Source organism: Streptomyces sp. NPDC051172, from assembly GCF_040682555.1.
GTDB lineage: Bacteria > Actinomycetota > Actinomycetes > Streptomycetales > Streptomycetaceae > Streptomyces.
In genome coordinates this window covers 1-13,638 of record NZ_JBFBBE010000180.1, presented here as the reverse complement: position 1 = coordinate 13,638, position 13,638 = coordinate 1, and the positions used below count along the sequence as shown (strand labels likewise).

Annotated in this window: 11 protein-coding genes; 5 read left to right on the top strand and 6 right to left on the bottom strand. The window is 71.3% G+C overall.

Annotation, left to right across the window (positions count from 1 at the left end; all coding sequences use genetic code 11):
- Positions 1 to 21: 21 nt before the first annotated feature.
- Positions 22 to 957, bottom strand: coding sequence for a helix-turn-helix transcriptional regulator (locus tag AB0N07_RS47010; protein WP_365846493.1), 936 nt, complete (start codon positions 955 to 957; stop codon positions 22 to 24).
- 119 nt (positions 958 to 1,076) lie between these two features.
- Between AB0N07_RS47010 and AB0N07_RS47005 the strand changes: the two genes are divergently transcribed.
- Positions 1,077 to 1,931: an NAD(P)-dependent oxidoreductase gene (locus AB0N07_RS47005; RefSeq protein WP_365846491.1), complete on the top strand. Its 855-nt coding sequence runs from the start codon at positions 1,077 to 1,079 to the stop codon at positions 1,929 to 1,931.
- A gap of 25 nt (positions 1,932 to 1,956) precedes the next feature.
- Here AB0N07_RS47005 and AB0N07_RS47000 read toward each other — a convergent pair whose 3' ends face one another.
- The 4 genes from AB0N07_RS47000 to AB0N07_RS46985 are packed head-to-tail and all read right to left on the bottom strand — an operon-like array spanning position 1,957 to position 5,934.
- Entirely contained in the window at positions 1,957 to 3,210 is a 1,254-nt protein-coding gene (locus AB0N07_RS47000) for an MFS transporter (protein WP_365846489.1), read from the bottom strand.
- Positions 3,207 to 4,520 (bottom strand): GH1 family beta-glucosidase, encoded by a 1,314-nt coding sequence (locus AB0N07_RS46995; RefSeq protein ID WP_365846487.1) that lies wholly within the window; start codon positions 4,518 to 4,520, stop codon positions 3,207 to 3,209. Before AB0N07_RS46995 ends, AB0N07_RS47000 begins: the two co-directional genes overlap by 4 nt.
- Positions 4,521 to 4,578: 58 nt before the next feature.
- Entirely contained in the window at positions 4,579 to 4,845 is a 267-nt protein-coding gene (locus tag AB0N07_RS46990) for a protealysin inhibitor emfourin (RefSeq protein WP_365846484.1), read from the bottom strand.
- A 21-nt stretch (positions 4,846 to 4,866) separates the two neighbouring features.
- Positions 4,867 to 5,934: a M4 family metallopeptidase gene (locus AB0N07_RS46985; RefSeq protein WP_365846483.1), complete on the bottom strand. Its 1,068-nt coding sequence runs from the start codon at positions 5,932 to 5,934 to the stop codon at positions 4,867 to 4,869.
- 320 nt (positions 5,935 to 6,254) lie between these two features.
- On the opposite strand from AB0N07_RS46985, the gene leuA reads away from it, so the two are divergent.
- The 4 genes from leuA to AB0N07_RS46965 all read left to right on the top strand — a co-directional run bounded on the left by leuA (position 6,255) and on the right by AB0N07_RS46965 (position 12,259).
- On the top strand, positions 6,255 to 7,976 hold the full coding sequence (gene leuA, locus AB0N07_RS46980) for a 2-isopropylmalate synthase (protein WP_365846480.1): 1,722 nt from the start codon (positions 6,255 to 6,257) through the stop codon (positions 7,974 to 7,976).
- Between the two features lie 195 nt (positions 7,977 to 8,171).
- On the top strand, positions 8,172 to 8,867 hold the full coding sequence (locus AB0N07_RS46975; RefSeq protein ID WP_365846478.1) for a TerB family tellurite resistance protein: 696 nt from the start codon (positions 8,172 to 8,174) through the stop codon (positions 8,865 to 8,867).
- Positions 8,868 to 8,991: 124 nt separating this feature from the next.
- Entirely contained in the window at positions 8,992 to 10,086 is a 1,095-nt protein-coding gene (locus tag AB0N07_RS46970) for a hypothetical protein (RefSeq protein WP_365846476.1), read from the top strand.
- A gap of 289 nt (positions 10,087 to 10,375) precedes the next feature.
- Positions 10,376 to 12,259, top strand: coding sequence for an HEXXH motif domain-containing protein (locus AB0N07_RS46965; RefSeq protein ID WP_365846474.1), 1,884 nt, complete (start codon positions 10,376 to 10,378; stop codon positions 12,257 to 12,259).
- A 58-nt stretch (positions 12,260 to 12,317) separates the two neighbouring features.
- Here AB0N07_RS46965 and fxsT read toward each other — a convergent pair.
- A partial coding sequence (fxsT, locus tag AB0N07_RS46960; RefSeq protein ID WP_365846472.1) for an FxSxx-COOH system tetratricopeptide repeat protein occupies positions 12,318 to 13,638 on the bottom strand: 1,321 nt, incomplete at its 5' end.

Genomic DNA, 13,638 nt, shown 5'->3' with positions numbered 1-13,638 from the left:
GGCGGTTGAGGACGAGGCCCTTCAGGCCGGTCGGGGGTCTGGGGGCGGAGTCCCCAGGGTCGGGACGGGAAGGGGCGGCGGGGGCGGATCCAAGGTCTGCAGGCCCACCACCCGCAGCAGCTGCAGGCGTTCGTACGACTCCGTGCCCGGGCGGGCCGTGTGGACGATGAGCATGTGGTGGGCGTCCTCGTTGAGGAGAACCTCGCAGTCCAGTTCCAGCCGACCGACCACGGGATGCCGGAAGCGCTTCGTCGACCGACGGCGTACCGCCACCTCGTGCTCGTCCCACAGCAGCGCGAACTCCCCGCTCGACGCCCGAAGTTCGGCCACCAACGCGGCCGGCTCCGGATCGTCGGGACGGGACGCCGCCACCGCCCGCAGGTTCGCCACATGGGCGCGCGCGTGCTCCGCGACGTCCTCGGGAGGGAACAACTCCCGGGCCGCCGGGTCCAGAAAGAAGCGCCGCAGCATGTTGCGGTCCCGAAGCGGACGGGCGGACACATCCCCGCTCAGCGCCTTCGACATCGCATTCTGCGCGAGAACCTCACCGCAGTCGGTCCCCACCATCGCCGGGGTGTCGTGCAGCCGGTCCAGCACCAGCAGCAGACCGGGCCGTACATGTACGGACGCTCCCCCACTCTCGGCTTCGCTCGAGCGGGGGGACCCCCATCCGTGCCGCGGGGGCTCCTCGCTCGTCAGGTGGAACAGATGGTCCCGTTCGTCGTCCGTCAGACGCAGGGCACGCGCCAGCGCCGTCAGCATCTGGCGGGAGGGACGCGGCCCCCGGGACTGTTCCAGCCGTGTGTAGTAGTCCACGGACATACCGGCCAGCTGCGCCACCTCCTCGCGTCGCAGGCCCGGTGTGCGGCGGCGGGCGCCGGGCGTGAGCCCCACGTCGGACGGGTCGAGGCGGGCGCGGCCGCGGCGCAGGAAGTCGGCGAGTTCGGCTCGGTTCACCTCTCCAGCGTGCGGGAGTCCGCCCGGCTTATCCAGGGACTGTCGATCCCCCGATCGGGAGGTCTCTCCCGCGCCCCGCCGTCCCGTCCAAAGCTGGTCGTCGACGAGAGGAGCAGAACATGCTGACATTGGTGACCGGTACGACGGGGCAGGTCGGGCGGCGCTTCGTGCCGAGGCTGCTGGCGCAGACCCGTGGCGAAGAGCGGGTGCGGGTCCTCGTACGGGACGCGGCGCGCGGCGAGCGGTTCGCCGAGCTGGGTGCCGAGGTCGTCGTCGGGGACCTCCGGGACACCGAGGCGCTGGCCAAGGCCGTGGCCGGGGCCGACGCGGTCGTGAACGTCGCGGCGGCCTTCCGCGGGGTGCCGGACGAGGAGGCGTGGGCGGTCAACCGGGACGCGGCGGTGGAACTGGGCCGCGCCGCGCTGGCCGCCGGAGTGCAGCGGTTCGTGCAGGTCAGCACGGGGCTGGTGTACGGCACCGGGCGGGGGCGCCCGCTGACCGAGGAGGACGAGAGCCGGCCCGGCGGGGCGATGTGGGGCGCCTACCCGGAGTCCAAGGCCGAGGCCGAGCGGCAACTGCTCGCCCTGGACGGCATGGACGTACGCGTCGGCCGGCTCCCCTTCGTCTACGGCGAGGGCGATCCGCATCTCGCCCAGTCCCTGATGTGGGCCCGGAACTGGGCGGCGACCCAGCGGCTGCAGATGGGCCACCACGCAGACGTCGCCCAGGGGCTGCTGCGCATCCTGCACGCTCCGGGCATCGCCGGCCGGATCTACAACATCGCCGACGACACCCCCGTCACGGCGGTCGAACTGCACCAGCTCAACGGTGCCGAGATCCCCGCCGAGCTCTACACCCGCACCGACCCCGACCCGTGGCTGGTGATCACCTCGACCGAGCGCATCCGGCGGGAACTCGGCTACCGCCCGCTGTACCCCAGCGTCTACGCGGCCAGGGACGCCGGAGCCCTGTGAAGCGCCCCGGATCGTCGTAGACGCTTCAGTCCACCCCTTTGATCCGCCCGACCAGCACCGCCCCCGCCAACCCGATCACCGCCGACACCAGGTACAGCACCCGGTAGCCGCCGAGATACGTCACGATCGGCGCGGCGAGGGCGGGCGCCGCGACCTGCGGCAGGGCATTGGCCACGTTGATCACGCCGAGGTCCTTGCCGCGGTCCAGCGCCTTCGGCAGTACGTCCGTCATCAGCGCGAAGTCGACCGAGGTGAAGACGCCGAAGCCGACCCCGAGCACCGCCGCCGCGACGATCGCGCCCGGCCAGGTCTGCCAGCCCGCCAGCGCCGCCGTCGCCACCGCCATCAGCACACCCGACCAGATCACGAACGGCTTGCGCCGCCCCACCCGGTCCGACCGGACCCCGCCCACGACGACCGTGGCGAGCAGCGTCACCCCGTTCACGGCCGTCAGGATCAGCACGCCCTGGTCGGGGTTGCCGTAGTGGAGGCGATCCCGCAGGTAATACAGCAGGTAGAGCAGTACGAGTGCGTTGCTGAGGTTGATCAGGAAGCGGGTCAGCCAGGCCCAGCCGAGGTCCGGATACCGGCGCGGACTCAGCCAGAATCCGGCGGCGAACGACCGCCACGACCATGCCGGCCGGTCCGCCGCCGCCAGCCGCAGGTCCTCGTAGCGCAGGACGTACGGCAGCACCCCCACCACCGTGAACACCGCGCACGCGGCATACCCGGCCCCGACGCCCCCGGCCACCGTCGCAAGCCCCGTCCCACCGACCACACCCAGGATCTGCGCGACGCCCAACCAGCCGCCCACCGAGCCCCGTTGGAGCCGCGGCACCCGGTCCGGCACCGCGGCCGTCACCGCCGCGAACGCCGCGTTCAGCGTCAGCTGGACCAGACCCCAGCCGGCCGCCATGGTCCACACCCCGCCCGCGCCCGCGAGCAGCAGCAACGACAGCGCGCCGCCCGCCGCCCCGGCCACGATCCATGGCGTACGGCGACCCCGGCGGGACGTCGTCCGGTCCGAGAGGGCGCCGAAGAGCGGGTTGGCGACCAGGGACACCGCCGCACCGGCCCCCGTCACCCACGCCAGCATCGTCTCCTTGGACATCCCGGAGCCCGGCGCGAAGTCCTTCGCCTGGGAGGCCAGCAGGATCTGCAGGGGGCCGTACCAGCCCACCCAGATCGCCCCGTTGGCGAGCGAGAGGGCCGCCGTCCAGCCCCGGCCGACCCGTTCGACGGGCTCGGCGAGTGCCTCCGCGGGCCGGGTGGCGGTCATCTCTGCGCCCGCAGTACATCCCGGAACCAGCCGTACGAGGACTTCGGTGTCCGCCGCTGCGTCTCGAAGTCGACGTGCACAAGGCCGAACCGGCGCTCGTACCCCTCCGCCCACTCGAAGTTGTCCAGCAGCGACCACACGAAGTACCCGCGCACGTCCACGCCCGCCTCGACGGCCTGGTGCAGGGCCCGGAGGTGGCCGTCGAGGTAGGCGATCCGGTCCTGGTCGTCGAGGCCCGGGTAGGAGCAGCCGTTCTCGGTGATGACGACGGGCGGGAGGCGGTCGCCGTAGCGCTCTCGGAAGCCGGTGAGCAGCTCCGTCAGGCCCTCGGGGACGACGGGCCAGCCGAAGTCCGTCACCGGGACGCCCTCGATCTGCCGTACCGAGAAGGGGAGTTCGGCCGGGATGGTCAGCCCGCCGAACTCGATGTCCTCGCCCTGTGGGGCGCCCACGCGGGTCGGTGCGTAGTAGTTGATGCCGTACCAGTCCAGGGGTTCCGCGATGACTTTCAGGTCGGACTCGACATCGCCCGGCATCAACTCGCCGATGCCCTCCGGGTACTGGCCGAGCAGCAGCGGGTCGGCGAACAGGCGGTTCAGCAGCAGGTCGTAGAAGCCCGCCGCCTCCAGGTCCGCGGTCTCCTCGGAGACCGGCCAGGTCGGCCCGTGCGAGTTTGCGATGCCGATGTCCGTGGCGCCGGATGCGCGCAGGGCCCGTACGGCCAGGCCGTGCGCCAGTAGCTGGTGGTGGGCCACCGGCAGGGCGTCGAAGAGCAGCTGCCTGCCGGGTGCGTGCGCGCCCAGCGCGTGGCCCAACAGCGTGTGTTCGGCAGGCTCGTTGAGGGTGATCCACTTCTTCACCCGGTCGCCCAGCCGCTCGGCTACGACGGACACGTACTCCGCGAAACGGGAGGCCGTGTCCCGTTCGAGCCAGTCCAGCGCGACCGGCAGGTCCCAGTGGAAGAGCGTGGGGACCGGCCGAACGCCCGCGGTCAGCAGCTCGTCGACGAGACGGTCGTAGAAGTCGAGGCCGCCCGTGGAGCGCACCCGCGGCCAGGAGATGGAGAAGCGGTACGCGTCCACGCCGAGGTCGGCCAGGAGGGCCACGTCCTCGCGGTAGCGGTGGTAGTGGTCGCAGGCCACCGCCGCGGTCGAGCCGTCCTTCACCCGTCCCGGCCCGGCCGTGAAGACGTCCCACACGGACGGCTCGCGCTCGTCGACGGCGCCCTCGATCTGGTGGGCCGAGGTCGACACGCCCCACACGAAGCCGGCCGGGAAGCGGGGTATCGGATTGCCTGCATCAGAAGCCATGGGCGGGATCATCCTTACCGGCGGTAACGGAAGTCAACGCCCAGGCGTGAACTGCCGGTTACGCCCCTTCCTTCAGTACCCGGCTGATCAGTTCGCGCTGCTCGTCCGTGAGCCGGGGATCGGCCGCGTGCACCGTCTTCCCGTCCACCGTGATCTCGTAGCTGAAGCCGTCCGGCACCCCGACGGGAGGCGTGCCCCGGCCGGACGCGAGCGCGCGTTCGGCCAGGGCCTGCCACTCCTGGGCGTCGGGCCGGCCCGAGGTGTCCACCTCGGCACGGCGCTCGATGCCCGCGAACCCACCCGTGCGCCTCACCTGAATACGCATGGGTCCCTGTCTAGTACGGAGTTACAGGATCCGCACCCCGACCTGTTCCCACGCCTTCTGTACGGCCTGCAGTTCCTCGCCCTCGTTGAAGCGGGCCTTCGCCGCGGCGACCGTGAGCTTCGCGAAGTCGTTGAACAGCGCCTGCGAGGACAGCTCGCCGCCGGTCAGGACGTCGTACCAGATCTGCCCCGCCTTCTCCCAGGCATGGCCGCCGAGCGCGGAGGCGACCAGGTAGAACGCGTGGTTGGGGATGCCGGAGTTGATGTGGACGCCGCCGTTGTCGCGGCCGGTGCGGACGTAGTCGTCCATGGTCGCGGGCTGCGGGTCCTTGCCGAGCACGTCGTCGTCGTACGCCGTGCCGGGTTCCTTCATGGAGCGCAGCGCCTTGCCGGTGACGCTCGGGGCGAGCAGGCCGGCGCCGATCAGCCAGTCGGCCTCGGCGGCGGTCTGGCCGAGCGTGTACTGCTTGATGAGCGAGCCGAACACGTCGGACATCGACTCGTTCAGGGCGCCCGGCTGGCCGAAGTACGTGAGGTTCGCGGTGTGCTGGGTGACGCCGTGGGTCAGCTCGTGGCCGATGACGTCGATCGGGATGGTGAAGTCGAGGAAGATCTCGCCGTCGCCGTCGCCGAACACCATCTGCTCGCCGTTCCAGAAGGCGTTGTTGTACTTCACGTCGTAGTGGACGCTGGCGTCCAGCGGCAGGCCGTCGCCGTCGATCGAGTGGCGCTGGTAGGCCTTGAGGTACAGGTCGAAGGTGGCGCCGAGACCCGCGTAGGCGCGGTTGACCGTGGCGTCCTTGACCGGCGCGGCACCCTCGGCGCGCACCTTCGTGCCGGGCAGGTCGGTCTTGTGCCCGGCGTCGTAGATGGTGCGCAGCGGCTGGTCCGCCGGTGCCTTCGTCGTCGGCGCGGCCGCGAGACCGAACTCGGTCGTCACGCGGCGACGCCCGCGCAGCTCGCTGTCGCGCATCAGGGTGCGCCGGGCGGGACCGGAGATTGCGGGGTCGTCGTGCCGGGCCAGCTTGTCCAGGACATGCGGCGGTACGACGGTGCAGAAGACGGGCTCGAAGCCCCCGTTGGTCGTCATGCCCGGCACCCTTGCACTGAGTTATGCCGGTGTCACTACCCGCAACCATGATTGGTGAAATATGCGGACAGGGAAGTGCACGCTCCGTGACGAAGTGGTATGGCGCACTTTTTGTCCTATTCATCCCCCGGGTCCCGCATACTGATACGACGTCCCGCACGGGGAGCGGCTCGGCTAGCATGCTTCGCATCATGCGTTTCGGGCTGCTTCTTCTTAGCTGCCGCGGCGAGGGCCTGTAGTCCAGGTCGACTCCCTCCCCGCGGAGCTTGGCGTTGCGTCGTCGGCCGTCCTTCCGGACACCCTGAGGAGCCCGAGTCATCATGGCGAACCGCCAGCAGCCCAGCACCATGCCGATCCACAAGTACGGCCAGTACGAGCAGGTCGACATCCCCGACCGCACCTGGCCCGAGAAGCGGATCACCCAGGCCCCCCGTTGGCTGTCGACCGACCTGCGTGACGGCAACCAGGCCCTGATCGACCCGATGTCGCCCGAGCGCAAGCGCCGGATGTTCGACCAGCTGGTCAAGATGGGCTACAAGGAGATCGAGGTCGGCTTCCCCGCCTCCGGCCAGACGGACTTCGATTTCGTACGGTCGATCATCGAGGAGCCCGGGGCCATCCCCGACGACGTCACCATCTCCGTACTGACCCAGGCCCGCGAGGACCTGATCGAGCGGACCGTCGAGTCGCTGAAGGGCGCCAGGCGCGCCAACGTCCACCTGTACAACGCCACCGCGCCGGTCTTCCGCCGGGTGGTGTTCCGCGGCTCCAAGGACCAGATCAAGCAGATCGCCGTCGACGGCACCCGCCTGGTGATGGAGTACGCCGAGAAGCTGCTGGGCCCGGAGACCGAGTTCGGCTACCAGTACAGCCCGGAGATCTTCACCGACACGGAGCTGGACTTCGCGCTGGAGGTCTGCGAGGCGGTCATGGACGTCTGGCAGCCGGGTCCCGGCCGCGAGATCATCCTGAACCTGCCGGCGACGGTCGAGCGTTCCACGCCCTCCACCCACGCCGACCGCTTCGAGTGGATGGGCCGCAACCTGTCCCGCCGCGAGCACGTCTGTCTGTCGATCCACCCGCACAACGACCGCGGCACCGCCGTCGCCGCCGCCGAGCTGGCGCTGATGGCCGGCGCCGACCGCGTCGAGGGCTGTCTGTTCGGGCAGGGCGAGCGCACCGGCAACGTCGACCTGGTCACCCTGGGCATGAACCTGTTCTCGCAGGGCGTCGACCCGCAGATCGACTTCTCCGACATCGACGAGATCCGTCGTACGTGGGAGTACTGCAACCAGATGGAGGTCCACCCGCGCCACCCGTACGTGGGCGACCTGGTCTACACGTCCTTCTCCGGCTCCCACCAGGACGCCATCAAGAAGGGCTTCGACGCGATGGAGGCCGACGCGGCCGCCAAGGGCGTCACGGTCGACGACATCGAGTGGGCGGTCCCGTACCTGCCGATCGACCCGAAGGACGTCGGCCGCTCCTACGAGGCCGTCATCCGTGTCAACTCGCAGTCCGGCAAGGGCGGAATCGCGTACGTCCTGAAGAACGACCACAAGCTGGACCTGCCCCGCCGGATGCAGATCGAGTTCTCGAAGCTCATCCAGGCGAAGACGGACGCCGAGGGTGGCGAGGTCACCGGCGGCGACATCTGGGCGGTCTTCCAGGACGAGTACCTGCCGAACCCCGAGAACCCGTGGGGCCGTATTCAGGTCAAGAACGGCCAGTCGACGACCGACACAGACGGCGTGGACACACTGCGGGTCGAGGCGACGGTCGACGGCCGGGACACCGTCCTGACCGGAACCGGCAACGGCCCGATCTCCGCCTTCTTCGACGCACTGCAGAAGGTGGGCGTGGACGCCCGGCTGCTGGACTACCAGGAGCACACGATGAGCGAGGGCGCCTCCGCGCAGGCCGCTTCCTACATCGAATGCGCGATCGACGACAAGGTCCTGTGGGGGATCGGCATCGACGCGAACACGACTCGTGCGTCGCTGAAGGCGGTTGTCTCGGCGGTCAACCGGGCCGCCCGCTAGCCAGGTCCTCGCCCGTCTGACCGGGCGTTTCGGGGCCCTGATCGCCGTATACGGCGATCAGGGCCCCGTCGATTGTCGGCCATCTGTCGTGGAGGTCACGGAAAGGTCTCGTCCAGGGTGCTGACTACACCTCACCGATGTGGCTAACATCACGGGCACCGCGACGATGTTGCCGCGGTGTTAAGGAGGTGCGACGTGCTGCCAGTACGGGGACGAAACGGCCGAGCCGCCAGGCCTGCGCGCCTCCTGGGTACCCGCACCGCGTGGACACCCGTCGGAGACGGCGAGTTCTTCTGCCCGGGCTGCGGTGGCGACCGCAACTACCAGCGGCTGACCGGCCACCGCCGTTTCATCCTGCTCGGGGTGCCCGTGCTGCCGCGCGGCCAGACCGCGCCGGTCGTCGAATGCGCGGCCTGCCGCCGCCACTTCGGCACGGACATCCTCGACCACCCCACCACCACCCGCTTCTCGGCGATGCTCCGCGACGCCGTCCACACCGTCGCGCTCGCGGTGCTGGCCGCGGGCGGCACCTGTTCCCGTGCGGCACTGGAGGCCGCCGCGAGCACGGTTCGCGCGGCCGGCTTCGACGACTGCACCGAGGAGCAGCTGAACGCGCTCGTCGAGGCGCTGGCCGCGGACACCGGCCGGGTCTACGGCCAGTCCTGCGGCGCCGGACTCGCCATAGAGCTGCACGAGGCTCTGGACCCGTTGGCCCCGCACCTCGCCCCGGTCGGCCGCGAATCGATCCTGCTGCAGGGTGCCCGCATCGCCCTCGCCGACGGCCCGTACACCCCCGCCGAACGCGACGTCCTGTCCACGGTGGGCGCGGCCCTGACCATCTGCTCGGGCGACGTGACCCGGCTGCTGGCGGCGGCGCGTACGCCGTCGTAGCGACCGGCGCGGACAGCCGGGGCGCGTGCGCCGGCATCGAGGGCGCACGACGACGCGGGGGGCACAGACGGGCGGCCTCGCACGGATCTGGCCCGGTGCCGTCCGTGTCCGGGACACTCGGGTCATGAACACGGCGACGGGGGAGTCTGTGGGCGGCGGCAGCCGGGCTGTGCTGGTGGCGGTCGAGGAGTACGGGACGGGGAGTTCCTGGAATCTGGACGGGCCGGTGCGGGACGTGCTGGCCTATCGTGCGTGGCTGCTCGAACAGGGCGTGGCGGCGGACTCGATCAAGGTGCTCGCGTCCCCCCTGCCCGCGAACCGGGCCCTGCTGGAGGCTGCGGGCGTGCACTGGCGGCCCGCCGACCGCGAGCGGGTGCACGAGGTGCTCTTCCGGGAAGTGGCCCCGGCGGCCGACGACTGGCTGTTTGTCGCCTGGGCGGGGCACGGCCTGGTGGACCTGGACGGAAAGCGGCGCCTGGTGTACGCCGACGCGACCACCCCCGATTTGCGCTGCCTGGACCTGGACGGCGCCCTCGCCGCCTTCCGCTCCGACCTCGCCCCGCAGCACACGCGCCAGCTCTGGCTGATCGACGCCTGCCAGAGCTTCACGGACGTGACCACCGTGGGCCACGCCCTGCGCCCCGACCCGGTACCCCGCGGGCGCCTGCGCCAAGCCCTCGGCCAGCACGTGCTGTTCGCCTCCGGGCCTGGCCAGGTCACCACCGGCGTCTTCAGCCCGGCGGCCCTGGAACTGCTGCGCGCCCACCCGGAATGGCGCTACGACAGTGCCCCGCTCGCCGCCGCCCTCCGGGAACGGTTCCGCGCGCAGGGCCCGGCAGCCGCCGTACCGACGACGCTGTGGTCGGAGGGCGGCGGCGCGGAGATCCGCACGCAGGCGGGCCGGGCGGTGGCCCGCCGGCGACTGGAAGTGGCGGATTACGAGCGCCTGCTGGGAGCGTTACAAGCCGTCCCGGCCATGCTGGACCCCGGTCTGCGCGCCGTGGTCATCAGCCATCTGCCCCTCGACATCTCCAGCTCCGTGCCGCGCAACGCGGTGCCGCGAGTCGAGATCCTCAGGCTGATCAGCACATGTGTGGCCTTCCGGAACGGACTGTGGCACCTGTGGAAGGCAGTGTCCCTGGTGGACGCCGGGACGGTGGCGCTCGATGATCTCGAAGCGGTGCTGCAGGACTATCCGGAGTGGTTCACAGCAGAGTGACCGGCCAACAGCCCTACGATCCTGGCCGGTTGACGATGTTTCCGGCGACCGGGGCTTGGGTCATGATGTAAAGGCGGATCGTTCAGGCTCTGGCTGTTCAGGGGGAGGTCTACCGCAGGATGCAGAATCCGGAACCTGCCATCAGGTCGGACCTGCCCGACTTGAACGGCACCTCCCTGGAGGAGCTGCGCACACACGGCGACCTCGACCGGGAGCATGCCAAGGAACGTTTGTTGAAGACCATCGGCAGACCCGCCAGGAGTGCGTCTCCAGGAAGTGGCGGTGGCTGATGGGACGGACTCCGGCGGCCGGAGAGGCAGAGCCGTTGCACGGGCTCACTCCACGGCAGTTCGAGAGTCTGACCCACGGCGAGGGAGACGCGGACGCACTCGCCGAACTCGTCCGGGCCGAGCACAGCCACCGGCTGCTGCTCCTGGACGTGCTGATGGACGCCCTCACGCCGCTGGCCGGTGCGGCGGCCGGACCGCTGCCCGCGCCGCGCCGCGCCTGGGACCTCCTGGCCGCCGCGCAACGCCGGGCGCCCACGGCAGTACGGGAGCTGCTGGACCTGCCCGAGACGGGCCTGTGGGCCGCCCAGCTGCTCAACCGGCTGTGCCGCCCGCGCCCGCACGAGCTGCCCCTGTGGGCCGACGTCGGACATCTGCACTGCCTCGCAGCGACGGCGGCCCTGCGCGCGGGCCTCGACTTCTCCTTCCCGCTGCCCTGCGTCGCGGGCCGCGTCGAGCTGCCCGCCCTCGGCCAGGTCCGGCTGCCCGTCCGCGCGGCCCAGGAAGTCGCCGTGCTCGCGGCCCGCGCCGGCACCGTCACGGTGACCGCCCCGCACGGCCTCGTACGGCTGCCGGACGACCCGTCACGCCCCGCGCCGGGCTGGCTGCCGCTGCACCACGCGGAGTTACGGCTGCCGGGCACCGCCCCGGTCCGCCTCGCCTTCGACGACCTGGGGCCGCACCGCATCGCACCGCGGCCGACCGGAGCGGCCCGGCGACTGGGCCGACGGACCGCCACCCGGCTGACGCGGCTGGTGCAGGGCGGCGCCAGGCTGGTGGCGGAGGCGGATCCGGCCTCCGCCGTGACCCTCACCGCGCTGCTGCGCACCATCCAGCCCATGCCGGCGTACGAGCTGTTCCGGGTCCGCAGCGCGACCAGCGGCCACGGCGTGGGCGGCCTGGCGCTGTCGCTGCCCGAGTCCGAACTGGCCTGCGCGGCGGCCCTCGTCCATGAACTCCAGCACAGCAAACTCGACGCGTTAGCCCATCTCTTCCCGCTGATCGAGGAGGAGCCGGGGCCGGGCCGGCTGTACTACGCGCCCTGGCGCGACGACCCGCGGCCCCTGGCGGGCATGCTCCAGGGCATCTACGCGTTCACCGGCGTTGCCCGCTTCTGGCGTGGCCGGACCCGGCTGCCGGGCGGGGCGCACGACCAGCTCGCCTGGCTCGAATTCTCCCTGTGGCGCGGCCAGTTGGCGCAAGTCGTACCCCGGATCGTGACCGACCCCGAACTCACCGGGGCGGGCCGCAGCCTGCTGGACGGGGTGCACGCCACCGTGTCGGGCTGGACGGCCGAGGCTCCCGGCGAGACCGCCGCCCGCGAGGCCGTACAGCTGGCGGCGCGGCTCGCCGCCGACCACTGTGCGCTGTGGCGGCTGCATCACGTACGGCCCTTTCCCGAGGACGTCGAGGCGCTCGCCGCGGCCTGGTCGGCGGACGACGGGCCCACGCTGCCCGCCCGGCGTCAGGGGGTGCGCGCCTCGCGCCGCCAGTGGCACCTCGACACGCGCGCCGTGCTCGCCCGTATGGCACTGGCGGACCCCGTGGCGCTGGACAAGCTCCGCGACACCGCGGACGAGGACGGCGTGCCCGGCGTCACCGGCGCGGTCCTGGCCGACCTCGTCTGGGCAACGGGCGACCCGGCCACCGCCGAGCACCACTACCGGCTCTCCCTCACCGAGGCCCCGGCCGCACCGGCAGCCTGGGCCGGCCTGAGGCTGACACTGGAGGAGACCGGCCGCGCCCCGTCGGCGCTACGCGCGCTGACCGCCGCACCCGAACTGGTCCGCGCCCTCGCCCGGCACCTGCACGCGCGGGTCGAGAGGCGGGTGGACCCCGTTGAACTCGCGGCGTGGGTGGGCCGTGCGGTGGACACCGGGAAGTGACGGCGGGCTTCCGTGGAGGGAGATCCGCGGAAGCCCGCCTTGGCACCTGTGGATGCGGCTACAGGTACATCGGGTCGATGTCGCAGTTGGCCCGGCGCCACTTCAGCGCGTCGTGGTACGCCGGGTGTGCCTCGCCCAGCTTCTCCTTGATCCCCTCCACGGCTTCCGCGTGCAGCAGTTCTGCCTCCTCGCGGCGGCCCAGGGCACGCAGGTCGATCGCCAGGTTCACCCGCAGGACGAGCGTGGTGGGGTGGGTCTCGCCCAACTTCTCCCGCACCTGCTCCAGGGTCTGTTCGTCCAGTGCGTGGGCGGCGGCCGAGTCGCCCTGCGCGAAGAGGTCGTTGGCCAGGTTGACGGCGGTGGCCAGGGTGTTCGGGTGCGTCTCGCCCAGAGCTTGACGGAACCGGGTGAGCACCGACTCGTTCAGCTTGCGGGCGGCGTCCACCTGGTCCATCTGACGCAGGGTCACGGCGAGGTCGGCCTCCGCGGAGATGGTCTGCGGGTGGTCCTCGCCCAGGGTCTCCTTGTACAGGTCACGGGTGCGCCGGCAGCGGTCCCGCGCCTCCTGGAGTCTGCCGGTCTGCCGCAGGTCGATGGAGTAGTTCAGCGAGATCTGGAGCACGTCGGGCGCCCGCTCGCCGTACCGCTCGGTCAGCGCCGCCAGTGCGATGCTCGTGTTCTTGGCGGCCTCGGCATGCAGACCCGCCTTGCGCTGGGCGACTCCCAGCCGGGCCTTGGAACGGTAGGTCTCCAGATGGGGCTCGCCCAGGAGGGCCTCCGTCTGCTCGGCGTTCTCCGTGCACATGCGCAGGGCCAGCGTGTACTCGCCGAGCTCCTGCTGGTCCAGCGCCACAGACGCCTGCGAGATCAGCGCCTGGGTGCTGTCGGCTCCGAACATCTCCGTCCTGAGGCGCCAGACGTTGTCGTCCAGCTCCAGGGCCCGCCGGTAGTCCCCGTGCACCCGTAGGCACACGGCCAGGTTGAAGGCGTGCGTGATCGTGGTGGGGTCGTCGTCCCCGAAGGCCCGCACGGCGTGCTGGTACACGTCCTCGTCGTATTCCAGCGCACCCCGGAAGTCGCCGCTGACCCTGCGGTCGCTGGCGACAAGACCCTTGACCACGAGGTAGGGCTCCTCGGTCCCCGGCCCGGCCGGGTCCAGCGTGGCGAGCATGCGCTCGTCGAGGTCGGCGGCCTCGGGGTAGCGGCCCACCCGCCACAGCACCCAGCGCAGGCGCTGGCCGAGGGCCAGGGTCGCCGGGTCGTCCTCGCCGAACTTCTCGCACCACTGAGGTTGAACTCGTAGTGGCGGGGGAGGAACTGACGTTTCGTGATCGTTGCGGTATGCCGGAGTCATGAGGTATGCGCAGGGAGGCGGGCTG